This window comes from Aquimarina sp. 433, from assembly GCF_054054605.1.
Window position 1 is genome coordinate 153,267 of sequence record NZ_JBSWZK010000001.1, and the last position, 24,312, is coordinate 177,578.

Below are 24,312 nucleotides of genomic sequence, written 5' to 3' on the forward strand. Positions count from 1 at the left end.
GCATTATTTTATTGTACACACAACTTGATTCCTAAACTGCAAACTAACTTTCTTATATTTTCCTAGGCTTTTATCTTTTAATGCCTTTTGATAAAATGCCTTAAAATTTTTAACCTTACTATTTAACCTTTCTATTTTTCCAAAAACAACTTCAAAATCATATACTCGTAATCCCAATTGATAATTACCAATATTGTTTTGATAAACACTTACTACATGTTTTTTTAAAAACTCATCTTCCTGAATTTTTCTTAATAATGGAAAAACTTCTGAAACTTCTCGTTCTGAAACATTGCTTACAAGAGGTACGTGAGCCGAATAATTATCCGATAATGGCATCGTATTACCTGTAACATCGACATAAAAAGGAACGACTGCGTTAACCCTAGCGATAGGTGTACGCTGCTTGATTCGTGCCTTAAGTTGTCCGCTAACAGTGAGATACACATCTGAATCTTCAATCATTTTGTGTGCATCCAGCCCCTTCTCTACATTATTCAAAACTAAAATTTCTTTACCTACATTCGTCACTCCAACTTGATTTTGTATTAACAATTTATTAACCGTTAATTCATTTATGTAAGGATTCTGTTCTTCAATGAATTCTATCTCCACTCCTTCAATTTTTCTTTTTTCGTTTCTGGTACTTGTAAACGCAAAAAGAAAAGCTATCAATCCAATGAGTCCAATATATTTTACATATGTCAATACCTTCTTCATACCTTTAACAATGCTTCTTTTATACTTGTAACTTCTTCTCCAATATCTCCAGCTCCAATTGTCGTGATAACTTCAGCTTTGCTTTTTAAAACTTCTTCAATTAAACTTTCTTTTGATACTATTTTTTTATCTTCCAAATCAATCATCTCCAGCAACCACTTCGATGTTACTCCTTCTATCGGGAGCTCTCTAGCTGGATAAATATCCAATAATAATAGTTGATCAAACTGACTTAAACTCCTTGCGAAGTCTGCTCCAAAATCCTGTGTTCTACTATATAAGTGAGGCTGAAAAATTGCTAACACCTCTTTTCCCGGATGCATTTCTCTAATTGCCTGATGTAGTGCATCTATTTCTGTCGGGTGGTGTGCATAATCATCCACATACACTAACGAATCTGATTTGATCTGATAGCTAAATCTTCTTTGAACACCTCTAAAACTATATAAAGCCTTTGCTAAGGCAGTGGTTGGGGAGCCATAAAGCAATGCCATAGCAAAGGCTGTGATAGCATTTAACAAGTTATGTTTACCTGGCAGGTTTAAATGCAAATCCTTAATTAGTTGAGAAGGTGTTTTTAAATCAAAAATATATGTGCCGTTTTCTATTCTAATATTTTGAGCACAGTAATCAGAGTCATCATCGATTCCAAAAGTATTCCCTGAAAGTGGTAATCCATTACGAACCAAAATATGATCTTTCACTTTTGAAGCAAATTCATTAAAACACTCTTCTAAAGCATCTGCTTTTTTATAAATATCTAGATGATCTGCATCCATAGATGTTACTGATGCGATATCAGGATACAATTGCAAAAATGACCTATCAAATTCATCAGCTTCTACCACAATCACTTCATCTCCTTCTAACACTAGATTAGAATTATAGTTTTCACTAATTCCTCCTAAAAAAGCTGTCACTTTTGCTCCACTTTCTTTTAATAAATGTGCTAAAATTCCGGTAGTGGTTGTTTTGCCATGTGTTCCTGCAACTGCTAACGTATATCGATCCTTCGTGATGAATCCCAAAATCTCAGCTCTCTTCTTTATAGAAAAACTTTGAGTCTTAAAGAAATTTAATTCTGTATGTGCATTTGGTATCGCAGGAGTATATACCACCAGTGTTTCTTCTTTTTCCAAATACTGTTTCGGAATCACACTTACATCATCCGTAAAGTGAATTTGAATTCCTAATGCTTCCAGATCTTTAGTTATCTGAGTTGGCGTTTTATCATACCCAGCTACATTTTTACCTAAAAACTTAAAATATCTTGCAAGGGCACTCATACCGATACCTCCGATACCAATAAAATAGATGTTATGTATACTATTTAAATCTCTATTCATCCCTTTAATCTCAATTCCTTCTTATCAATAATTCAATCTCGTTTACAATATCTTTTGTAGCATCTGGTAATGCAAGCTTTTTTATAGCATGTGTCAACTTTATCTGCATAGCTTCTGACGACAATAACTGTGTAATCGTTTTCTCAAATTTCTCATCAAGCTCACTTTCCTGAAGCATTTTAGCACCATTCTGACTTACAATTGCATTGGCATTTTTTGTTTGATGATCCTCAGCTACATTTGGAGATGGTATAAACAATGTAGGTTTTGCTACGATACACAATTCAGACACTGAACTAGCTCCAGCTCTAGAAACAATTACATCAGCTGCAGCATAAGCCAAATCCATAGTATTCAAAAACTGATGAACCTGAACTCCTTTAGTGCTATCATATTTTTTATACTCCTCATAATACAGCTTACCACATTGCCATAACACTTGAATTTCATTTTTATCAAAAAAAGTCAACTCTTTTTCTATAAGTTGATTGATTCTTCTGGCTCCTAAACTTCCTCCAATAACCAAAATCGTTTTCTTTTCTGGATCAAGATTATATGTAGTGAGCCCTTCATTTCTTTTACTATCAATTTCCAACAAATCCTGACGAACAGGATTTCCTGTTTTGATGATCTTATCTTCCGGAAAAAACCGATCCATATCATCGTAAGCCACGCAAATTTTATCTGCTCCTTTTGCTAACCACTTATTAGTAATTCCTGGAAACGAATTTTGCTCCTGAAGTACCGTTGGAATATTTGCAGAATTTGCCATTTTTAATAAAGGCCCACTAGCAAAACCTCCAGTACCAATTACCACATCTGGCTGAAATTTTTTAATAATCTTTTTTGATTTCCAAAGACTACTAATCAACTTTAAGGGAAACATCAAATTGCTCAATGATAGTTTTCTCTGAATACCACTAATCCATAAACCTTCTATAGGATACCCTGCTTCTGGAACTTTTTGCATCTCCATACGATCTTTAGCCCCAACAAATAAAATAGAAGCTTCTGGATACCTACGTTTCAATTCATTAGCTATGGAGATCGCAGGATAAATATGTCCTCCTGTACCTCCACCTGATAATATAATCTTAGGTTGCTTTATCATATTGCTTCACTCAATACCTCTAAAGGATTTTCTTCTGTGGTTAATTCTTCTTTTTTTGCATTTATAGGATCAGACTCCTCTTCATTTATATCAACACTTCTTTTACTACTTACACTTAACACCATTCCTAGTGCCATACAAGTCATCCATATAGAGGTACCTCCACTACTAACTAAAGGAAGTGTTTGTCCGGTAACTGGAAAAAGCTCTACAGCAACAGCCATATTGATCAATGCCTGAAATACAATGGGCAATCCTACACCAACTACCAATAGTTTTCCGAATATATCCGAACTCTTATGTGCTACAATTACCAACCTGAACAATAGCATTAAATACAGGAACATTAGAAAAACTCCTCCTATCAATCCCCATTCTTCTATAATAATCGCATAAATAAAATCTGAAGAAGATTGTGGTAAAAAGTTTCTTTGCACACTTTTACCAGGTCCCTTTCCGATAACTCCTCCTCTTGCAATAGCAATTTTAGCGCGCTCTATCTGATAATCCTCAGGAGTATCTTTATCATTAAAGAAGTTTTCTGCTCTACTTACCCATGTATCTACTCTATTCGGAAATGCATCTGGAAATGCCCTTGCTGTTAGAATAAAAAAGGTAAGCACCAGTAATCCAGACCCCAATATTACCGAGATATATCTTATGGGATAGCCACCTAAAAATACTAACATAATTACCATTGAAAAGATAATTGCAGCTGTGGAGAAATTAGCTGGTAATATCAACATTAGTACTAAAAAAACAGGCAACCATAATGGAAGTAAGGATTCTTTAAAGCTGATTTTTTTATCTTTTATTTTAGAAAGATATCTAGCTACATAAGCCATTAAGACTACCGCAGCTAATGTAGATGTTTGGAAAGTAACTCCTACAAAAGGCAACCGAATCCATCGACTGGCATTTGCTCCTCCTATAGTATTATTTTGAGCCATTGTAAACAACAACAATACTATGACTACAGGTATCATAATAATAGAAAGCCCTTTAAAATAATGGAAAGGAATTTTATGCACCCAATACATAATACCAAAACCTAAAAGCAAGTGTGCAAAATGCTTTACTAGATACACAAAGGTATTTCCATCTCCATACAAATACGCTAAATTACTACTAGCACTATATACAGGAAGGAATGAAAACAATGCCAACAGGGCTACGATAGCCCATATAACTTTATCTCCCTTTATATTTTTTAAAACTTTGGTCACTCTACTAAATTCTTATTCTCTATTTCTTTTATGTAAAACAATGTTATAACTCTCTTACAGCTTCTTTGAATTGCCTTCCTCTATCTTCATAGTTTTTAAACAAATCAAAACTAGCGCAAGCAGGTGACAACAATACATTTTCATTACGCTCCGCTATCTTATAAGCTATGTTAACAGCATCTTTCATTGATTGCGTTTCTATGATATTATCTACACAATTACCAAAAGCATTGATAATTTTGCTATTATCCACACCTAAACAAATAATTGCTTTTACTTTTTCGTTTACCAGGGGATACAACTCTGTATAATCATTTCCCTTATCCACACCTCCTACAATCCAAACCGTAGAAGATTTCATAGCATCTAACGCATAAAAAGTAGCGTTAACATTGGTCGCTTTGGAATCGTTCACATACTGAACGTTATTAATTTTTAAGACATTTTCTAGTCTATGTTCTACCCCATGAAAATTTTCTAGACACTCTCTTATAGTAGTCTTTCTTATTTTCAATAATTGCGATACTGTGGCTGCTGCCATAGCATTTTTAACGTTGTGATTTCCTTTTAATGCTAAATCTTTTGTCGGCATGGTTAATTCGTTGTTGTCTATTATTATTTTTATATTATCTTCTTCTAAATACGCTCCATTCTCTACTTTTTCCTTTAATGAAAAAGGCAGCAATTTTGAACGAATAGGATGCTCTTTCAAATACTTTGTAATCACTTTATCATCGGAATCATAAATGAAATAATCATTTTCATTTTGATTCATTACAATCCTGAATTTTGAAGCTATATAGTTTTCAAATTTGTGATCATATCGATCTAAGTGATCAGGAGTGATATTAGTTAACACAGCAATATGTGGCGCAAATGTTTTGATTCCATCTAACTGAAAACTACTTAGCTCTAACACATAATATTCAGCATCATTTTCTGCAACCTGCTTCGCAAAACTATCTCCAATATTACCTCCCATGTTTACATCTAAACCTCCATGACTTACCAAATGATGCGTAAGCATCGTTGTGGTGGTTTTTCCATTACTACCTGTAATTCCAACAATAGTAGCGGAGGTAAACTGTGATGCAAACTCAATCTCCGAAATCACTGGTATTCCTAATCCATTTAGCTTCTGTATTAAAGACACTTTATCAGGAATTCCAGGGCTTTTCATGACTACATCAGCATTTAGAATTTTATCTTCTGTATGCTTTTCTTCTTCCCATTCTATTTCAAAATTTCTAAGAACCTTTTTATAATGATCAGTTATCTTTCCTTTATCAGAAACAAAAACCTGATACCCTTCTTTTTTACCCAGAATAGCCGTTCCTACACCACTTTCTCCTGCTCCTAAAACAACTAATCGCTTCACACTACCTTACTTTAAGAGTAATCACTGCCACAATTGCCAGAATAATTCCGATAATCCAAAATCTTGCGACTATTTTACTCTCATGAATCCCTTTTTTCTGATAATGATGATGTAATGGCGACATCAAAAATATCCTTCTTCCTTCTCCATATTTTTTCCTAGTATACTTAAACCAACTTACCTGCATCATTACAGAAAGGGTTTCTATAAAAAATATTCCACAAACGATAGGAATCAAAAGTTCCTTTCTAATAGCAATAGCGATTACCGCGATTATTCCGCCAATTGTTAAGCTACCTGTATCTCCCATAAAAACTTGTGCTGGATACGTATTGTACCATAAGAACCCAACGAGTGCTCCTGCAAAAGCAGCAATGTAAATGGTCATCTCTCCCGAATTGGGTATATACATTACATTGAGATAATCTGAAAAAACGATATTACCAGACACCCAAGCAAACAGTGCTAGTGTAAGTACTATAATTGCTGAAGAACCAGCAGCTAAACCATCTATCCCATCCGTGAGATTAGCTCCGTTCGAAACCGCAGTTACTATGATAATTACAATAGGAATAAAAATCAACCACGCATATTTAGCTAAGTCCGGACTGATCCAGGTGATCAAACTAGCATAATCAAACTCATTATTCTTAGAAAATGGAATTGTAGTCTTAGTAGATTTCACCGCAGGATTAAAATCTGATTGCTCTTCACTAGATTCTATTTGAACGATATCAGAATTTAACTTCTCTTCCTTTATCGTAATATCATCATGGAAATACATAGTGCAACCAACAATAAGACCTAATCCAACCTGACCAATTACTTTAAATTTACCCGCCAACCCTTCTTTATCTTTCTTTTTAATCTTTAAATAATCGTCTGTAAAGCCAATTACTCCCATCCACAAGGTGGTAATCAGTAAAAGGATGATGTATATATTATCGATTTTAGCAAAAAGTAATGCTGGCACCACAGTAGCAAGGATTATAATAATTCCTCCCATTGTTGGAGTACCAGCTTTTTCAGCTTGTCCTTCTAAACCTAATTCCCTAATACTTTCGCCCATTTGCTTGGTTCTTAAGAAACTGATAATTCGTTTACCATAGATAGTAGATATCAATAACGATAGGATAATCGCCATCGCCGCTCTGAAGGTGATAAACTGGAACAAAGATGCTCCAGGAAACCGATATTCATTTTCTAAATATTGAAACAAATAATATAACATACTCATCAATACCTTTCCAATACATCCAAATAACTCTGGAATGAAAAGGGTTTATTTATTTTCCTATTTTTTTCAGTTCTTCTTTTACTATTTCAAAATCATTAAAATCAATCCTCTCACCATTTGTCTCCTGATACGTCTCATGACCTTTTCCAGCTATTAGAATGATATCATTCTCTTCTGCAAATTGACAAGCAGTTCTAATGGCTTGTTTACGATCTGTAATGGATATGATTTTCTTATAATTTTGTGGCTCCACTCCTTTTTCTATATCCTCTATAATCTGTTCTGGATTTTCAGTCCTTGGGTTATCACTTGTAAAAACCACCTTATTGCTTAGAGCTGTTGCAATATTTCCCATTACAGGTCTTTTTGCCTTATCTCTATCTCCTCCACAACCAACTACTGTAATCAATGTTTCGTTATTGGTACGGATATCATTGATCGTCTCCAAGACATTTTTTAAAGCATCAGGAGTATGTGCATAATCGACTATGGCTGTTACTTTTTTATCAGAAATCAAATACTGAAATCTACCACTCACACTTTCTAAATCACTTAGTAATTGTAAAATCTCTAAGGTTTCTAGACCTAACAATTCTGCTGTTCCAAAAATTGCCAAAAGGTTATACGCATTAAAACTTCCTATCAATTTTGTCCAAACATCATTATCATTTATTTTTAATAAAAGACCGCCCAAACTATTTTCAAGAATTTGCCCTCTAAAATCCGCATAGGATTTAAGTGCGTACGAATATTGCTTTGCCTTCGTATTCTGAAGCATAAAGCTTCCATTTTTATCATCTTTATTTGTTAAAGCAAAAGCTTTACTACCTAACTGGTCAAAAAATCGTTTCTTAACATCACGATACTCCTTAAAAGTGTTATGATAGTCCAAATGATCATGAGATAGATTCGTAAAAATACCTCCTTCGAATTCCAATCCTTCAGTCCTTTTTTGATCAATCCCATGAGAGCTCACCTCCATAAAACAATACTCAACACCAGCATCATTCATTTCTTTCAGATAATGATTAATTGTAAGCGAATCTGGTGTTGTATGAGTAGCCTTAAATTCTACATCATCCACTAGTATTTTTACGGTTGAAAGAAGCCCAACTTTAAATCCTGCTTTTTTAAAAAGCTGATACAATAAGGTTGCTATGGTAGTTTTTCCATTAGTCCCTGTTACTCCAACCAGTTTCAAATTCTCAGACGGAGATCCGAAATAGTTATTTGCTATTATTGCTAATGCTTTTTGAGTATCCTCTACTTGAACATACACCAAACCATCAATCAAAAACTCTGGCATCTCCTCACAAATAATTGCGATTGCTCCATTATTAGTTGCCTTCTCTATATAATCATGCCCATTAACAACCGTCCCCGAAATTGCCACAAAGACATCATCTTGTTTGATTTTTCTAGAATCAAATTCAATCTTATTGATAGTTGTTGCAGTATTTCCAACAACAGCATTAATAGGTACCTTATATAAAATATCTTTTAACTCGATCACGATAATTCTATCCTAATAGTTTGATTGTTCTTAACTTTTGTTCCTGGTTCTATAGACTGACTTTTCACAGTTCCCGAACCTTTGATTTCAACTTTTAATCCCATATTTTCTAAAAGAGAAATTACATCCATTGCTGGCATTCCTTTTACATTGGGCATTATAGTTTTATGCTTTCTTGCTTTTTGAAAATACCCTTCATAACTCTCATTTATCTCTTTACTTCCAACAATATCTGCACTTACTTCATCAACCACAGGTATATCGTTATATACTTTTAGTGCGATAGTTTTAAAAACCGGTGCAGCTACTATATTCCCATAATATCCTTTCTCCTTATTCGGCTTATGAATTACAACGATACAAGAATACCTCGGATCTTCTGCTGGAAAATATCCAGCAAAAGAGGATATATATTCTCTTTCTTTATCTTTTCCATAATTACCCCAACAAGTACCGGTTTTCCCAGCTATCTGAAAGTTATCTGTATGTATATTATCAGCTGTACCTCTGATAACTACATTCTTCATCATTTCCTGAACTATTTTAGCAGTCTCTTTGGAACAGATAGCAGGATTCAAAACTTCTTTATCATATTTTTCTTGAGTTTTATCCCAAGCTTTTACTTCTTTAATAAATCTCGGTTTTACCATCTCCCCATCATTTGCTATCGCATTATAAAATGCTAATGTTTGCAAAGGCGTTACGGCAACCCCATATCCATGAGCCATCCACGGAAGCGTAGTTCCGTACCAATCTTTATCACCTGGATATGGTATTTTAGGCTTCCCTTCTCCTTTAATAGACAACCCTAATGTTTTATGCAACCCCATATTCATCAATCGGTTTACAAATTTTTTAGGATCTTCTTTATAATTTTCATCTATGATTTTAGCAAAAGCTGTATTTGATGATAACTCGAAAGCTTTAGCAGCAGAAATTTTTCCGTATCCTCCCCATTTAGAGTCTTTCACTACACGATCATAGAATCGGACTCTTCCATTCTCTGTATCCACAACATAACTAGAGTCAATTACTTTATCTTCTAGTGCCGCGACCATCGCCATTAACTTAAAGGTAGATCCAGGTTCATGAGATTCTCCCACCGCATAATTTAATTTCTCGTAGTACTTTCCTGATTTCGTCCTACCTAGATTAGAAATTGCTTTAATCTCACCAGTCTTAGTTTCCATTACTACAACTGTTCCATGTTCAGCCTCAAACTTTTCTAATTGCGCTAACAATGCATGATGGGTAATATCTTGTACATTTACATCAATTGTAGATATTACATCAAATCCGTCTTGAGGTTCTACTTCATTTGCGTCTCCAATAGGTTTCCACTGGTTTTTTGCAATTTTTTGTTTTTTACGTTTTCCTTCTTTACCTCTTAAAAACGGACCGTAAGCACCTTCGAGTCCTACTCTAGTATAATACCCTTGGTCATCTCGTCGCTCATAACCTACAGTTCTCTCGGCTATCTTTCCAATAGGGTGTTCTCGAATCGTACGTTGTTCCACAATCAGTCCGCCACGATTAGCACCATATTTAAACAAAGGAAATTTCTTTACTCTCATATACTGAGAATACCCTAAATTCCTTTTCACTAAGAAATATCTATTCTTATTATCTCGAGCTCTTCTTAATGCATCATCATAATACTCTGGCGATTTTCCAAATTCTTTAGACAAGGCCTTAGACAACTCATTTATATTTTCTCTAAAATCTTTATCGGTTACCGTTACCGCATCAAATCGAATATCATATTTAGGAACTGAAGTAGCTAACAAATTCCCTTTACTATCATACAAATTACCTCGATTGGCCGGTATATCAAATGTTTTAAAAACTCGTTGCTCTCCTTTAGCACGATATGTATCCCCTTCGACAAATTGTGTTTTCACCAGTTTTACCAACACCAAAATAGCGAAGATGAACATACATCCTGAAATGAAGTATAACCTATTTAATATGTTCTTATCTTTTACTGCCAAAACAAATTATTCTTTTACTATTATTTTCTGTGGTGGTCTTGTTGGTCTTTTAATTCCTTTCTTCGTCATCTTTTCAATTACTGATGACTCCATTTTTAACTGCATCAACTCTGTTCTTCCATCTACAAATTGTGTTCTCAATTCTCTTACTTCATTATTTAACCTAGCAATTTCATGAACTTTACTTTCTGCATTGTGAGAACTCGCAATCATAATAATGGCTAAAAAGGAAAGAAAGAGAAGCATACGCCAATTCTTCATTGCATCATCTGCAATCAAAAACTTACCTTTTAATATATCATACACTGTCTGCTTCATAACCTTTTATCAAATTCTCTCTGCCACTCTTAATTTTGCACTTCTAGCTCGATTATTTATTTTAATCTCCTCTTCGGAAGGAACGATTAACTTTCCCACTCTTTTAAAAGGAACCGACACATTACCATACAAGTCCTTCTCTGGTTCTCCTTCGAACATCCCATTACGAATAAATCGTTTTACCAATCTATCTTCTAAAGAATGATAAGAGATAAAACTCACTCTCCCGCCAACACCTAGTATATCCTGTGTCTGCATTAAAAATTCTTTCAGCACTTCAATTTCCTGATTCACCTCTATCCGTATAGCCTGGTATATCTGAGCAAGTATCTTATGCTCCTTATGCTTTACCATAAAAGGCTTTAATATTTCTTTTAGCTCTAAACTTGTCTTAATAGGCTGCTTATTTCTAGCTCCCACAATAGCCCTTGCCAATTTTGGAGCATTTCTTAACTCCCCATATTGCAAAAACATCATTCTTAAATCCGACTCATCATATTCATTAATCACATGATAGGCGGATAATTCGTGATCCTGATTCATTCTCATATCAAGATCTGCTTCAAATCTGGTTGAAAAACCTCTTTCAGCCACATCAAATTGATGTGAAGAAACCCCAAAGTCTCCTAAAACACCATTAACTTTGCGAACCCCATGAAAACGAAGAAATCTTTTTATGAACCTAAAATTTTCATTAATCAATACAAACCTATCATCATCAATAGTATTTGTTAAAGCATCTTTATCTTGATCAAAAGCATATAACTTTCCATTCGGACCAAGTCTTTTCAAAATCTCTCTAGAGTGACCACCTCCTCCAAAGGTTACATCTACATATAACCCATCTGGTTTTATATCTAGTCCATCTACAGTTTCTTTTAATAAAACTGGATTATGATATTCCGTCTGCTTCATCGTCGAATCCCATTACTTCTTCTGCCAGGTCTGCAAAATCAACAGCGGCATCATCAATTGCTTTTTCGTATTGAGTCTTATCCCATATCTCAATAATATTAACAGCGGATGACAGCACTAGCTCTTTGGTAATCCCAGCAAAACTCACTAAATCCTTAGGTATCAAAAGACGTCCTGTTGCATCAATTTCCACAACCTTAACTCCTGCTGTAAACCTTCGGATAAAATCATTATTCTTTTTTTTAAAGCGATTCAGCTTATTCATTTTTTGCATTAGCAGATTCCATTCTTCCATTGGATACAGCTCCAAACAAGACTGAAACACTGAACGTTTTAATACAAAACCCTCTTGCAAAATTGACGAAAGCTGTTTTTTAAATGCTACAGGCAACATCAAACGACCTTTCGCGTCAGCTTTACACTCGTATGTACCTATAAGATTTACCACTTTTTCCTTCTTACTTCTATAATTAGTCAAATATATTGAAAATTTTACCACTTTTTACCACAATCTACCACATTGTTAATAAGTTGTCTTCAAAAATCTTCAAACCTCAACACTCTCACCCTACTATTTTGCTTATCAATGAAATATCGTTTTAGGTATAAATTCTTGGTTTTGACCTATTCAGGAAGAAAAAAAATGAAGGATTAAAAAAATCTAAAAAAATACTGTCGCAGTATTCATAAAAAATCTTCAAACTAATTATGAAAATGCTATATTTGCTTTTAATTCTTGTAAGAAGTATTAATGAAGCACGAATTAAAAAAAGACGGAAAATTCAGTTATCTAGAGCTTGGGGAAGGCACGCCAATCGTGATTTTACACGGATTGATGGGTGGACTAAGCAACTTTGATGGCGTTAGCAATTATTTTCCAAAAAATGGATATAAAGTATTGATTCCAGAGCTTCCTCTGTATGAAATGCCTTTAATAAAAACTAGTGTTGGTACATTTGCCAAATATCTTAGAGATTTTATAGACCAACTTGGATATGACGAAGTAATTTTACTTGGTAATTCTCTTGGTGGTCATATAGGACTTCTGTGCACCAAAATGTTTCCAGAAAAAGTAAAAGCCTTGGTAATTACTGGTAGTTCTGGATTGTACGAAAGTGCCATGGGAGAAAGCTACCCAAAACGTGGTGATTACGAATATATTAAGGCAAAAGCCGAAAATGTATTTTATGACCCAGCAATTGCTACTAAAGAAATTGTAGACGAGGTTTATGCTACCGTAAATGATCGTAACAAATTAATAAGAACACTTGCAATTGCTAAAAGTGCTATAAGACATAACATGGCAAAAGACCTTCCTAACATGAAGACACCGACGTGTATCATTTGGGGTAAAAATGATAATGTAACTCCTCCTGAGGTTGCAGATGATTTTAACAGGTTATTACCTGATTCTGATCTTTATTGGATTGATAAGTGTGGTCATGCCGCCATGATGGAACACCCAGAAGAATTTAACAAACTATTACATTCTTGGTTACAAGAGCGTAATTTCTAATCCCAAGGATCTAATGAAGATTAGCAGCGCTGAATTTGTAATGAGTAACAGCGATGTGGCAAAATGTCCTAAAAACAATTTGCCAGAATATGCTTTTATAGGAAGATCCAATGTTGGAAAGTCTTCTTTGATCAATATGTTGACAGGTAGAAAGAGTCTTGCCAAAACTTCTGGAAGACCCGGAAAAACCCAACTAATCAATCATTTTGTTATAAACAAAAACTGGTTCTTAGTAGATTTACCTGGCTATGGATATGCAAGAGTTTCTAAATCGTCAAAAAAGGTATTTCAGAAATTTATCACCGCATATTTTTCGAAGCGCGCGCAATTAGTATCAGCTTTTGTACTTGTAGACTGCAGACATGAGCCCCAAAAGATTGACTTAGAATTTATGCAATGGCTTGGAGAAAATCAAATACCTTTTTCAATCATTTTTACAAAAGCAGATAAACTTTCGAAAACGAAACTACCGCAAAACATTGAAGCATACATCAACGAAATGCTGAAATATTGGGAGGAGATGCCTAATTATTTTATCACGTCTTCTTCTAACGGCTTAGGCAAGGATGATGTTTTGAATTATATTGAAGAAATCAATCAACAGCTTGCTTCTTCTTAGCCCATTTTATTTTTCATTTTTTCTATTAATTCGTCTAAAGACCCTATTTTATTTAGCTCATCTGAACTAATTAGAATGTCATAATTACCCTGATTTTCTTCTACAATAACTGGAAAATGAAACGTCTGATTATGGTTATTTTCTAACCGTTTCAAAAACTCATTTTTATATTCAAAAATCAGTGTATGGGAAGTCGTCTCTCTAAATATCTTCCATTTTTTTCTTTCAGAAAAACTTCCATGTGTTAAGCTACATAAACCGCAATTATATGTAGAAGGGCTTATAATTTTATGAGCAAAATCCAAGGATTTACTCCAGGAGTCAGATTGAGCATTATACACGAAGATTATTCGCTTCATAATTAACTTAGTTTAGCATATATCTACCCTAAACTACTTTCTTTTTAGATCGAGTTTTTCCGCAAAATAATCACAAAAATCCTTCATTGTAGCCGTCATTTTCTCATCCTGAGTTGCTCTATTAAAAGTTTCGCTCATAGACACCAATGTCTGATGAAAAAACACCTTCATCTCGTCCACTGGCATATCTTTTGTCCATAGATCAATACGAAGACTTTCTTTGCTCTTATTGTCCCAAACTGACAAAAGTAATGCCTTTGTCTCTTCGTTTTCTACACCACCATCTTTTGCTGTCCAATTTAATTTTTCAGGAACCCTATTCTCATCAAGTTCAATTTCAATTTTAATTTCGGATTTATGAGTATTTGCCATTATCTCGCTGGTTTATATTTCGATGCACTAAAAATTGTTTCGGCATCCGTTAATAATAATTGGCGCAAAGATACATTGTTATTTTTCATATACGCATTTACAATTCTCCAACCTATATACTGCCCTACTCTGTCTGGCGATTCTTGATCGATCTCCTCTAAATAAAATTTAGAAAAAGGTCCTGGATAAAGAAATCTTGGTGACAAATCTGCTTCAGTACTGTATAATAATTGTCGATCAATAAAATATCTCCAGATTTCTTCTTCATTAGCTTTCACCCAATCGAACTGACTTTCTGTGTACGCCATTTTTTCACTATCCAAAAAATCAGGAAGAAATAGATCTTTTAAGTATAGCTCTTTTCCGTAATAAATCATATTTGCCAAAAATGTTCTGTCTTTTGGCAACTCTACCAATTGTCTCGCATAGGTAGTTGCGATATCTGGTAATATCTGACTTCTTACGAAACGATCTTTTAAATACGCTTGAATTCCTCCATAGAAGTGATGATCTGCTCCTAAATAGGTATCCAAAGAAATGATTAACAAATCATCCGATAAAATAATTTTTTTTTGATAGTTAACATTAGAAGTAATCGTAATCACTCTTGGAACAGTGGCTTCTGGAAAATAATACTTAATATGCTGTAATAAAGACTCTAATTGCTCTCTTTCTACGGAAAGATCACTAAATGCTTTTTCAACTTCCTGATTAATCTCTATCTGCAATGTATCTTTTGTCTTTTGAATCCAAATGCTATCATTATTCTCACCTGGAAAAAAGAAAGGATATTTATCTTTTACAGATGCTAGATTTTCTTCTGTAACATCTGCAAAAATCCTATCAAAACGTTCTATTCCAATTTTTACGGGTATTGCAGCAATTTCCTTTTCAATTTTACTTTCTTTAGAACAAGATATGATTATGCAAAAAACTGCGACTATTTTTAAAAACTTACTATACTTCATTCAAATATTATAATATCTACACAAATAATTACTCTTCCTATTTAACGCTAGCTTTTTTTATTAATTTTATATCGCAAATTTACTATTATCATATATTGTAACTGTAATAATAGTTTATAAATGTAACATAGATATAAATTAACACTACTATAAAAAATAGAATATGCAGACTGAAAAAGTAATAGACCACATTGTAAACTGGTTAAAGGATTATGCTAATAATGCAAATATTGATGGTTTTGTTGTGGGAATTAGTGGAGGTATTGATAGTGCAGTAACTTCAAGTTTGTGTGCTAAAACAGGATTGAACGTTTTGTGCGTAGAAATGCCGATACATCAGGCTCAAAGTCAGGTAAACAGAGCTCAAGAACATATTGCTCAATTAAAAAAACGTTTTGACAAAGTATCTGATACTAGAGTGGATCTTACTCCAGTTTTTGAAGAATTTAAAACTGTGGTTCCCAACGGCGACTCTGAAGCCCGATTAAACCTATCGTTAGCCAATACCAGAGCCAGATTACGAATGACGACTTTATATTATCTAGCTGGGATAAATAGCTACTTAGTAGCAGGTACAGGAAATAAAGTTGAAGATTTTGGTGTAGGTTTTTATACTAAATATGGTGATGGCGGCGTTGATATAAGTCCAATTGCAGATTTATTAAAGAGTCAAGTATATGAATTGGCTAAAGTACTAGAAGTACCCGAATCGATACAAAAAGCTACTCCTACAGATGGTTTATTTGGAGATAGTAGAAGTGATGAGGATCAGATTGGAGCGAGTTATGATGAACTGGAGTGGGCTATGAAAATGAAGGATTTAGGTAAGAAAAGTGACGATTTTTCTGGCAGAGAAAAAGAAGTTTTTACAATTTATTCTCGTCTAAATACCGTAAATCAACACAAAATGGTCCCAATTCCGGTATGTGAAATACCCGTTGATCTGATTTAAATAACATTTTATCGATAACTTGGTAAAAAAAAGTTTACGACTAGTAGTTCTTAGTAATTTTGCATGAAGACAAATATCAGAATTACCCCTAGAGATGTTAACCCCATTAAAATTAAAAATTAACATTTATCAATTGTAAACAAGAATGACAAACGTACTAATCGCAGATCATCATCCTATTACTAGAAAAGGGATTGTTTCTTTACTTAGAAACTCTGAGGATTTCGAAATCATCGGAAAAGTAAGTAACGGAAATGAAATGTATGATATTTTGAAATCTAATACCCCAGATATACTAATCATGGAATTAGACTTGCCTCAGATTAATGGCATTATGGCTTTGCGAACCATAAAAAAAGAATTTACTGGAATAAAGGTTATTATATTTAGCTCACACCCAGAAGAAATGTACGCACTAAGTGCAATAAAGGCTGGAGCTTCTGCATATCTATCCAAGACCGTTGCTACCAAAACTCTTAAAAAAGCTATTGAAAGAGTTGCGCGAGGTGGTATTTATCTTAATGATAATCTTACTCAGCAGTTAGCAAACGGAAATACCAATGAAAATAATATGGTAGTTAAATACAAGAAACTTTCTTCAAGAGAGATAGAAGTATTGAATTTATTATCCTCTGGTAAACGTAATAAAGATATTGCAAGCACTCTATCTATAAACGAAAAAACTGTAAGTACTTACAAAACAAGATTGTTAAAAAAATTAAAGGTTGATAATTTAGCAGATCTTATACATCAATCTAGATTATTACACATAAATTAAATCACTCTATTTAGTTTTTGATATAATAGTTTTTTTAACGTTTGATAATCTCTAATATCCTCTAAAATATTAAGATTATTTTCAAAATTTTGAGCTTTTACTTCTTGTGAAAGCTCATTTATTTTTTGGTTAATTAAAAATCTACGTAAGTTTAAGATCGTATCTGAAACATATCGAGAAACAGTGTGTTTTTTCTGTTTCACATGAATTTCTTTATCATACCATCGATGTAATGCATGACGTTCTTCATCCATCATAATTTCGGTGATCTCGTAAGCTACTTCTGGTGGTATTTGATTTATGAAATGCTCTATTTTAAAGTCTTCTTCCTGATTTAGCTTTTCTATCAGTATTGTATATACTTCTCTGAAGATACTTTGTGTAAATTCTATTTCGTCTTCCTGAAGATCTAAATATATTTTTTCAAACACTTTCGTTGTATAAAGCTCTGGCTCCAAATACAACTCTCCTTCTTCATTTTCTTTCATCACCAGATCTTCGAACTCTTCTTCCTGGGTACCATAGAGTAGTAAAATCTCGATAATCTTTTTTTCTAAACTATTAAGCTCATTTACCTTCGGTTGCTTTTGTACCTTTTGATCTACAACTTCCAGAGGTTTTTTAGCTTCTTTTTCTTGTTTCCGAGACTCCTTATTATCAACATTTCGAATTTGAGCTAACGTATCAAAAAGTACGTCTTCAGAAATATCCATGATTCTAGAACATTCTTGAACATAGATTTCACGCTTTATCACATCCGGAATCCTCGAAATACTAACCACCATATCTCGTACCAACTCCGCTTTTTTAATCGGATCTGTTTTAGATTCTTCTTGCAATAATGAAGCTTTGAATCGAATAAAATCCTGAGCATTTTCCTTTAAGTACGCTGTAAGTTCATCTAAAGTATTTTGCTTCGCAAAACTATCCGGGTCTTCTCCATCAGGAAAGCTACATACCTTTACATTCATTCCTTGCTCGAGAATAAGATCTATTCCTCGTATAGAAGCTCTCATACCAGCAGCATCTCCATCAAATAAGACCGTGATATTTTTAGTAAGCCTATTAATCAATCTAATTTGATCTGAAGTTAAAGCTGTACCAGATGAAGAAACTACATTCTTTACTCCAGTCTGATGAAACTGAATAACATCGGTATACCCTTCTACCAAAAAGCAATTATCCTCTTTGGCTATGGACTGCTTAGCATGATAGATACCATACAGCACCTTACTTTTGTGATAGATATCACTTTCTGGTGAGTTTAGGTATTTAGCTGCTTTTTTCTCGTTCGTTAAAATCCTTCCTCCAAAACCAAGAACACGACCAGACATAGATTGAATAGGAAACATGACTCTTCCCTTAAATCTATCAAACTGCTTTTCTTCTTTAACAATAGTAAGCCCTGTTTTTTCTAGAAACTCTAATTTATAGCCTTTTTTAATTGCCTCTTTAGTAAATGCATCCCAAACATCAGGAGAGTATCCTAATCCAAATTTCTGCATCGTCTCCGTGGTAAACCCTCTTTCTTTAAAATACGTCAGACCGATAGCCTTGCCTTGTTCTGTTTTATGTAACGTATTCTGAAAAAAGTCGTTAGCAAACTCGCTCACCAAGTACATACTCTCTCGCTCGTTTGCCTGTTCTTTTTGCTGGTCCGTTTGTTCGGTTTCTTCTACTTCAATATTATACTTTTTAGCTAAGTATTTTATTGCTTCAGGATAGGTAAAATGCTCATGCTCCATAAGAAATGCCACTACATTTCCTCCTTTACCACTAGAGAAATCTTTCCAAATTTGCTTTACTGGAGATACCATGAATGACGGTGTACGTTCTTCACTAAAAGGACTCAATCCCTTAAAATTACTTCCTGATTTTTTCAGTTGCACAAAATCGCCAATAACCTCTTCTAATCTGGCAGTTTCGAATACAGCATCTATGGTCGACTTATGAATCATGAAGCAAAAATAATATAATTCTCGAGACTCTTTCTTTGGTTAACATATATAAAAAAAGGCTGCCTTTTCAGACAGCCTCCTTTGGCTAAATTATAACTTCGTTATAGATTATTACTCCGCTATAACAAACTTTCTTGTTATTAAAAGTTCTTCCTTATCAGAAGTAAAACGAACAAAATATGTTCCTGAAGCTAAATTACTAATATCAATTTGGCTCTTATTTCCTTGATCAGAGATCTCTCTAACCAATTGACCATACATTGAGAAGATTTTAAGATTATCGATAGTTCTATTACCAACAGTAACGTTTAATACATTTGTAGCTGGATTAGGGTAAATCGTAAATATCTTATCATCACTAGAACGAAGATCATCTAATGGATATGTATCTAATCTTGCTCCTGCTCCTTCTACACAGAAATCAGTTGCTTCAGAACTTCCAAACTCTCCACCACTTGCGATGACACCAGAATCACTTGATAATATATAAGAACCATTACCAAATCCACAACAGATACCATCTCCAAAAGAATCAGAAATTGTAAACGTATATGTTCCATTTCCTAAATCTGAAATTGTTTCTGTAACTGTTGATCCATCTGGATTAGCAGTAGTATAGCTTTCAGAAGCTACAACACTTCCTTCGGAGTCAGTAAGTGTCCAAGAAGTTTCCTGAGGGTAATCATCAAAAGTGATACTAAGTGTTACGTCTCCAGAAGCACAATCTGATCCTCCAGGTCCGCCATCTGCAGTTACTTGTACATCATCGATAGCAGCATCTGCTCTCCAAGTACCACCAGTTACTCTATTAAATCGTAATTGAACTCCTGTACCTACATACGCAGCTAAATCGATACTTGCAGACTGCCAAGAATTACCTTGATTTCCACTTCTACTCCAAATACTTGTCCAAGTTACTCCTTCGTCATTACTTGCTTCCACATCTAATGACCCAAAGTTATTTGCTCCAAACATGTGATATTGGAACGAGAAAGAAGCAGAAGAAGCTCCTGAAAGGTCGATACATGGAGAAGTAATGATTGCTTGTTTATTAGGGAATCCTACTCCGTTTCCTGAAGCTTCCACATAAATGTAATTTGAACCATCAGCGGCACTAGAAGGCCCCGTTCTATTAGATGGTGTTCCATCTGCATCTACTGTCCAATCTAGGTCATCATCAGAGCTCTGAGTCCAGTCTCCTAAACCAGTTTCAAAACTTTCTGCGTAAGGTGGCACTAAACCAGCTAAGCAACCTGAAGCTGCTGGGGTAGTAACAGAAAGTGGATCACTAGCTACCGACTCGTTTCCTGCCGCATCTTTTGCAATAACAGTAAACTCATACGTTGTTTCTGGTGCTAAACCAGTAACTATTACAGTAGTATCAGAAACGGTAGCAACGATCTCACCATCTTGCAACACATCATATTCTGCAACACCTACATTATCTGTAGAAGCATCCCAACTAAGTGTAGTTTGTCCAGCAGTAGTGCTAGAAGATGTAAGATTCGTAGGAGCTGTTGGAGCTTCTGTATCTGGAGCTTCTGTAGTTACTGATAACGCTACACTAGCAGGAGACTCATTACCAGCTGCATCTTTTGCTACCACCGTAAAATCATAAGATGTAGAAGGAGCCAATCCTGTTATATCCGCAGAAGTCGTAGCTACCGTAGTAACTAATGTTCCGTCTTGGAATACGTCATAAGCCGTTACACCGATATTGTCTGTAGAAGCATCCCAGCTAACTGTTGTAGAAACATCTGTAGTATTAGAAGCTACTAAATTCGTAGGAGCTGTTGGTGCTTCTGTATCTGGAGTATCTGGCTGTAAATTAAATGCTACAACGTGGTTTTTTCTAAAACCTCCATCAAAATACTCAGCCGTATGCCAGAATGTTAAATCATCTGTAGGATCGATAGTCATGTGACCATAATCTCCATATCTGAAAGAAGGATCTACCTGAGTACCTTCTACTGCAGATTGTTCTGCTAATGTCATAGTTCCTACTGGATCACTAGCCAATCTTCCTGTATAACGGATAGAAGGAAAAACAGAAGTACTTACCACTGTATAAGCTAATCCAATATTTCCTTGACCATCCATAGCCATACTTCCACAAAAAGCACTCAAACCATCTGGCTGCACATAAGTACCTTCTTGAAAGATAGTCCATGGTTGACCATCTGCAGTTTGTCTAAATTCATACCAGCGAATACCTGCAAGATCATCATTACCATCTAAATCAACGGCAAAATTAAAAATCATTGAGTTATGACTAGGGAAACGTCTATATGTTGTCATATATAACATAGTCGCTTGCAATGCATCGATATCATTACCGCTAGGCTGTGGTAAATTAGAGAAAGATCCTCCATCAAATACACTATCAAAAGGAGCAGTTAAAACTTCTTGTGGTTGAGAAATAGTTGAATTAGCAACGTTTGTCCAATCCACATCTGTTGTCCATACTTTTACGTGATCCTGAGAAACTCCTGTCCATCCATCATCCTGTAAATAGATGATAGAATGTCCTACTCCAACAGGAGGTAATGTAGGTCCTGTAGCACTAGATCCTCCAGGGCTATAGAAACCACTTGTAGTGATTCCAGGAAGCGGAAATCCAACAAATTGAGCGTTAGGATCTCCTACTAACATTAAATCTCTTTCTACTGCGTAAACTACCTCGCTAGTAGCTGCAGATCCAGAGTCTTTATTAGCAGTTATATAATATCCATCACTCCATATAGATATTTTTTCATAATCAGGGAATGAACCTGTATTAAATCTGTAAGTAAACCACCCGTCGTTAACAGGATCTGGTCCTTGTCCCACTGCAATTAAAATACCATTTGGAGTATTACTAAACTGCATGATAACAAAACGCTCTGCGTAATTATCATACAATACGATTGGATCTCCTAAGCTTTCTCCAGGAAAGATAGTCGCTAGAGAAGCTTCTGCTAAAAGTACATTTCCAGCTCTATCACGAATTCCGAAACCAGAGTTAAATGCGTACACATAATGATTAGGACCAATAGCTCCTGTAGGATCCGTTGGAGTACTAAACCCTTCGTGTGATTGGAAGTTCGCTACTTCTGTAGAGATAGCGGTTCTTGCAGATTTCTGCTGAATCTGCATAAGCGGATCATTTTGTCCTGCAAGGGGAAGTCCTTTGCCAGGAACGTAGGTATTTTTACCTCTTCTTTTTTCCTGACCATGTTTTATCATTCCTTTGGCTGAAATGATATTATCCATCTTTGATAGAGCAGGCACGGTTCTGACATACTCGGCCTTTCCAAACAAGCTGGCTTTTTGAGGTTTTTGTTGAGCAATAAGCCCAAGACTACAAAGCATAAAAAATGCAAAATAATAGAATTGTGTTTTCATATCTAAAATTTGGTTAACAATTACTTCACTGAACCATATTTTAGCATAAGTAGTAGGTCTTTGGATTGCGAATAGGGGGCATGCGCATAATCAAAGCTTAAATTTTATACTCAAAAATTTAACATTTCGAGCGATTTAAATATAGATTATTTAACGAAGGAATAAAAAAAAACAGTGTCATAAAATACTTACAATCAAGCATTTACTTTAAAACCGTAATCAAATTAAGGGATTTATATTTTAATGATAATTTAACAATAGTGTTAAATTTGTACATTATTTAACATTGAAGAAACAATAATATTTTCTATAGTAAGTTAGTAGAGTATTTTTGATCCCTTATAAAATCTATATACGCTCAAACCCTAATCAATATGGAAATAAAAAAAAGAGCTATGATTACACATAACTTTTTTCCCGCAAAAAATGGCTAACACTTAAAATTTAAATTGGTCTAAAAATGTACCTCTGCTTTTCTTACAATATGAAAACTGAATAGAGAACCTTACCGATCATAGTAAATCCTAAAGGTCGAAACGCAATCCCAAAGACACATTTCGCTGATCAACTGCTGCATTTTCGAAAATTGGAGACAGATCATACTTAGCATATAAAGACATATCTCCGAAACCGAAATAGCCGCTTAAACCATAAATTAAGTCATTGGTATTATAATCTCTTTTGATTTTATCCTTTATACGTTCACCGTTTTCTTTATATTTTAATTTTTGACGTGTACTTATATTTGCACCAGCATATCCACCTAAGCCAATTCTAAATTTCTTCCTTGTAGAAAACCTTAATCTTTCGTCAGTTTCTATTCTTCTAGAAGGACCAAATTCAAAATGCACAGGAACTACTATGTTATCCATTCTAAATTTAGATTTATCTAATTCCACTCTAAATTCTTCTAACTCCGTCTGATCCCCATTCTCAACGAAATATCTATTATCTATAGGTTTCAGACCATTAGATTGATAAGAAATTCCATATTTGATTCTCATAAAATTTGAGTTCTTAAAAACTCTTGTTTTCCAAGCTAAACCGATTTCAAAAAATCTACTTCCCGCAATTTTATAATCCGAATCATCAAGCGATTGATCTTCTACGATTGCATTGTTTAATCCAAAAGCAACCACTAAATCTGAATAGGTACGCTTATCATATTTCTTCTTGCCTTTCTTTGTATTTTTTACATTTATTCCAAACAAAATATCACCATCATCATGATCTCTAGCACCAAAACCTATAGAGAGTTTTGTTTTATCAGAAAGGTATGATGTATTATTACGCTCTAATAATGCTATTTGATTATCCACAATTGCCAATCTATTTTCAATATTTAAGGCATGTTTCTTAGCTAAGCTTTCTTTTAAATCTTGAGCTTCATCAGTTGTTATTTCGCCTTTTACCAATCTTTCATTAATCTCTTCCACTCCTTTTTTAAGCTCTTCCTTTTCAGAAAGCACTATGTCTTCTTTTTCTTTTTTTAATTCCTCTATTTTATCAGCATTTTCTGATTCTTGTGCCGTTAAAAATTGGGCATTAAGTGTCATTGTCGTAATCACGACGAACATAATTAGTGTTCTCATAAATAATTGATTTGACTTACTCTCTTCCCTCTCGAAGATGAGAGGGAATAAGTAAGAAT

At 34.4% G+C, this 24,312-nt stretch carries 21 protein-coding genes; 4 read left to right on the forward strand and 17 right to left on the reverse strand.

Annotated features, from left to right (window positions below; translation table 11 throughout):
• Positions 1–3 precede the first annotated feature (3 nt).
• The 11 genes from ACWNT5_RS00720 to mraZ are packed head-to-tail and all read right to left on the reverse strand — an operon-like array spanning position 4 to position 12,203.
• Positions 4–720, reverse strand: a complete 717-nt coding sequence (locus ACWNT5_RS00720; RefSeq protein ID WP_299603001.1) for a cell division protein FtsQ/DivIB — start codon at positions 718–720, stop codon at positions 4–6.
• A complete protein-coding gene (murC, locus tag ACWNT5_RS00725) occupies positions 717–2,066 on the reverse strand; it encodes a UDP-N-acetylmuramate--L-alanine ligase (RefSeq protein ID WP_299603004.1) in 1,350 nt (449 codons plus the stop codon). The genes ACWNT5_RS00720 and murC overlap by 4 nt, the downstream gene beginning before the upstream one ends.
• Before the next feature lie 10 nt (positions 2,067–2,076).
• Entirely contained in the window at positions 2,077–3,177 is a 1,101-nt protein-coding gene (gene murG, locus ACWNT5_RS00730) for an undecaprenyldiphospho-muramoylpentapeptide beta-N-acetylglucosaminyltransferase (RefSeq protein WP_456516316.1), read from the reverse strand.
• Positions 3,174–4,403, reverse strand: a complete 1,230-nt coding sequence (locus tag ACWNT5_RS00735; RefSeq protein ID WP_456516317.1) for an FtsW/RodA/SpoVE family cell cycle protein — start codon at positions 4,401–4,403, stop codon at positions 3,174–3,176. Before ACWNT5_RS00735 ends, murG begins: the two co-directional genes overlap by 4 nt.
• Positions 4,404–4,446: 43 nt before the next feature.
• The gene (gene murD, locus ACWNT5_RS00740; RefSeq protein WP_456516318.1) at positions 4,447–5,781 is read right to left on the reverse strand and encodes a UDP-N-acetylmuramoyl-L-alanine--D-glutamate ligase; all 1,335 of its coding nucleotides are present in this window, start codon (positions 5,779–5,781) and stop codon (positions 4,447–4,449) included.
• 1 nt (position 5,782) lies between these two features.
• The gene (gene mraY, locus ACWNT5_RS00745) at positions 5,783–7,012 is read right to left on the reverse strand and encodes a phospho-N-acetylmuramoyl-pentapeptide-transferase (RefSeq protein ID WP_456516696.1); all 1,230 of its coding nucleotides are present in this window, start codon (positions 7,010–7,012) and stop codon (positions 5,783–5,785) included.
• Positions 7,013–7,067: 55 nt separating this feature from the next.
• Entirely contained in the window at positions 7,068–8,531 is a 1,464-nt protein-coding gene (locus ACWNT5_RS00750) for a UDP-N-acetylmuramoyl-L-alanyl-D-glutamate--2,6-diaminopimelate ligase (protein ID WP_299895435.1), read from the reverse strand.
• Positions 8,528–10,468, reverse strand: a complete 1,941-nt coding sequence (locus tag ACWNT5_RS00755; RefSeq protein ID WP_456516697.1) for a penicillin-binding protein — start codon at positions 10,466–10,468, stop codon at positions 8,528–8,530. Before ACWNT5_RS00755 ends, ACWNT5_RS00750 begins: the two co-directional genes overlap by 4 nt.
• Before the next feature lie 60 nt (positions 10,469–10,528).
• Positions 10,529–10,840, reverse strand: coding sequence for an FtsL-like putative cell division protein (locus ACWNT5_RS00760; RefSeq protein WP_299603019.1), 312 nt, complete (start codon positions 10,838–10,840; stop codon positions 10,529–10,531).
• A gap of 9 nt (positions 10,841–10,849) precedes the next feature.
• Complete coding sequence (gene rsmH, locus ACWNT5_RS00765; RefSeq protein WP_456516319.1) at positions 10,850–11,755, reverse strand: 16S rRNA (cytosine(1402)-N(4))-methyltransferase RsmH; 906 nt, start codon at positions 11,753–11,755, stop codon at positions 10,850–10,852.
• Entirely contained in the window at positions 11,733–12,203 is a 471-nt protein-coding gene (mraZ, locus tag ACWNT5_RS00770; RefSeq protein WP_299604649.1) for a division/cell wall cluster transcriptional repressor MraZ, read from the reverse strand. The genes rsmH and mraZ overlap by 23 nt, the downstream gene beginning before the upstream one ends.
• Positions 12,204–12,506: 303 nt before the next feature.
• Here mraZ and ACWNT5_RS00775 point away from each other — a divergent pair, with 303 nt between their 5' ends.
• Together ACWNT5_RS00775 and yihA are read left to right on the forward strand one after the other, a co-directional pair.
• Positions 12,507–13,271: an alpha/beta fold hydrolase gene (locus ACWNT5_RS00775; protein ID WP_299603025.1), complete on the forward strand. Its 765-nt coding sequence runs from the start codon at positions 12,507–12,509 to the stop codon at positions 13,269–13,271.
• 13 nt (positions 13,272–13,284) lie between these two features.
• Complete coding sequence (yihA, locus tag ACWNT5_RS00780) at positions 13,285–13,890, forward strand: ribosome biogenesis GTP-binding protein YihA/YsxC (RefSeq protein WP_456516320.1); 606 nt, start codon at positions 13,285–13,287, stop codon at positions 13,888–13,890.
• On the opposite strand, the gene ACWNT5_RS00785 is transcribed toward yihA, so the two are convergent.
• Genes ACWNT5_RS00785 through gldB form a run of 3 tightly spaced genes read right to left on the reverse strand, consistent with a single transcriptional unit; the run spans position 13,887 to position 15,589 of the window.
• Positions 13,887–14,249, reverse strand: a complete 363-nt coding sequence (locus ACWNT5_RS00785) for a GTPase (protein ID WP_456516321.1) — start codon at positions 14,247–14,249, stop codon at positions 13,887–13,889. The genes yihA and ACWNT5_RS00785 overlap by 4 nt on opposite strands.
• A 33-nt stretch (positions 14,250–14,282) precedes the next feature.
• Positions 14,283–14,621: a gliding motility protein GldC gene (gene gldC / locus ACWNT5_RS00790; RefSeq protein WP_456516322.1), complete on the reverse strand. Its 339-nt coding sequence runs from the start codon at positions 14,619–14,621 to the stop codon at positions 14,283–14,285.
• A complete protein-coding gene (gldB, locus tag ACWNT5_RS00795) occupies positions 14,621–15,589 on the reverse strand; it encodes a gliding motility lipoprotein GldB (protein WP_456516323.1) in 969 nt (322 codons plus the stop codon). Before gldB ends, gldC begins: the two co-directional genes overlap by 1 nt.
• A gap of 163 nt (positions 15,590–15,752) precedes the next feature.
• Between gldB and nadE the strand changes: the two genes are divergently transcribed.
• Both nadE and ACWNT5_RS00805 read left to right on the forward strand, forming a co-directional pair.
• A complete protein-coding gene (nadE, locus tag ACWNT5_RS00800; RefSeq protein ID WP_456516324.1) occupies positions 15,753–16,541 on the forward strand; it encodes an NAD(+) synthase in 789 nt (262 codons plus the stop codon).
• A 145-nt stretch (positions 16,542–16,686) separates the two neighbouring features.
• On the forward strand, positions 16,687–17,319 hold the full coding sequence (locus tag ACWNT5_RS00805) for a response regulator (RefSeq protein ID WP_091407582.1): 633 nt from the start codon (positions 16,687–16,689) through the stop codon (positions 17,317–17,319).
• On the opposite strand, the gene dnaG is transcribed toward ACWNT5_RS00805, so the two are convergent.
• The 3 genes from dnaG to ACWNT5_RS00820 all read right to left on the reverse strand — a co-directional run bounded on the left by dnaG (position 17,316) and on the right by ACWNT5_RS00820 (position 24,253).
• Positions 17,316–19,277, reverse strand: coding sequence for a DNA primase (gene dnaG / locus ACWNT5_RS00810; protein WP_456516325.1), 1,962 nt, complete (start codon positions 19,275–19,277; stop codon positions 17,316–17,318). The genes ACWNT5_RS00805 and dnaG overlap by 4 nt on opposite strands.
• 111 nt (positions 19,278–19,388) lie before the next feature.
• Positions 19,389–22,661 carry a fibronectin type III domain-containing protein gene (locus ACWNT5_RS00815; protein WP_456516326.1) on the reverse strand — a complete coding sequence of 1,091 codons (3,273 nt, stop codon included), beginning with the start codon at positions 22,659–22,661 and terminating at the stop codon, positions 19,389–19,391.
• A gap of 524 nt (positions 22,662–23,185) precedes the next feature.
• On the reverse strand, positions 23,186–24,253 hold the full coding sequence (locus tag ACWNT5_RS00820) for a hypothetical protein (RefSeq protein WP_456516327.1): 1,068 nt from the start codon (positions 24,251–24,253) through the stop codon (positions 23,186–23,188).
• Positions 24,254–24,312: the final 59 nt, after the last annotated feature.

What these genes read in the sequence shown, in the direction of transcription:
- ACWNT5_RS00720 (WP_299603001.1), bottom strand. Translation starts at nt 720, where the DNA reads ATGAAGAAGGTATTGACATATGTAAAATATATTGGACTCATTGGATTG.
- murC (WP_299603004.1), bottom strand. Translation starts at nt 2,066, where the DNA reads ATGAATAGAGATTTAAATAGTATACATAACATCTATTTTATTGGTATC.
- murG (WP_456516316.1), bottom strand. Translation starts at nt 3,177, where the DNA reads ATGATAAAGCAACCTAAGATTATATTATCAGGTGGAGGTACAGGAGGA.
- mraY (WP_456516696.1), bottom strand. Translation starts at nt 7,012, where the DNA reads ATGTTATATTATTTGTTTCAATATTTAGAAAATGAATATCGGTTTCCT.
- ACWNT5_RS00755 (WP_456516697.1), bottom strand. Translation starts at nt 10,468, where the DNA reads ATGTTCATCTTCGCTATTTTGGTGTTGGTAAAACTGGTGAAAACACAA.
- ACWNT5_RS00760 (WP_299603019.1), bottom strand. Translation starts at nt 10,840, where the DNA reads ATGAAGCAGACAGTGTATGATATATTAAAAGGTAAGTTTTTGATTGCA.
- rsmH (WP_456516319.1), bottom strand. Translation starts at nt 11,755, where the DNA reads ATGAAGCAGACGGAATATCATAATCCAGTTTTATTAAAAGAAACTGTA.
- ACWNT5_RS00775 (WP_299603025.1), top strand. Translation starts at nt 12,507, where the DNA reads ATGAAGCACGAATTAAAAAAAGACGGAAAATTCAGTTATCTAGAGCTT.
- yihA (WP_456516320.1), top strand. Translation starts at nt 13,285, where the DNA reads ATGAAGATTAGCAGCGCTGAATTTGTAATGAGTAACAGCGATGTGGCA.
- ACWNT5_RS00785 (WP_456516321.1), bottom strand. Translation starts at nt 14,249, where the DNA reads ATGAAGCGAATAATCTTCGTGTATAATGCTCAATCTGACTCCTGGAGT.
- gldC (WP_456516322.1), bottom strand. Translation starts at nt 14,621, where the DNA reads ATGGCAAATACTCATAAATCCGAAATTAAAATTGAAATTGAACTTGAT.
- gldB (WP_456516323.1), bottom strand. Translation starts at nt 15,589, where the DNA reads ATGAAGTATAGTAAGTTTTTAAAAATAGTCGCAGTTTTTTGCATAATC.
- nadE (WP_456516324.1), top strand. Translation starts at nt 15,753, where the DNA reads ATGCAGACTGAAAAAGTAATAGACCACATTGTAAACTGGTTAAAGGAT.
- ACWNT5_RS00805 (WP_091407582.1), top strand. Translation starts at nt 16,687, where the DNA reads ATGACAAACGTACTAATCGCAGATCATCATCCTATTACTAGAAAAGGG.
- dnaG (WP_456516325.1), bottom strand. Translation starts at nt 19,277, where the DNA reads ATGATTCATAAGTCGACCATAGATGCTGTATTCGAAACTGCCAGATTA.
- ACWNT5_RS00815 (WP_456516326.1), bottom strand. Translation starts at nt 22,661, where the DNA reads ATGAAAACACAATTCTATTATTTTGCATTTTTTATGCTTTGTAGTCTT.
- ACWNT5_RS00820 (WP_456516327.1), bottom strand. Translation starts at nt 24,253, where the DNA reads ATGAGAACACTAATTATGTTCGTCGTGATTACGACAATGACACTTAAT.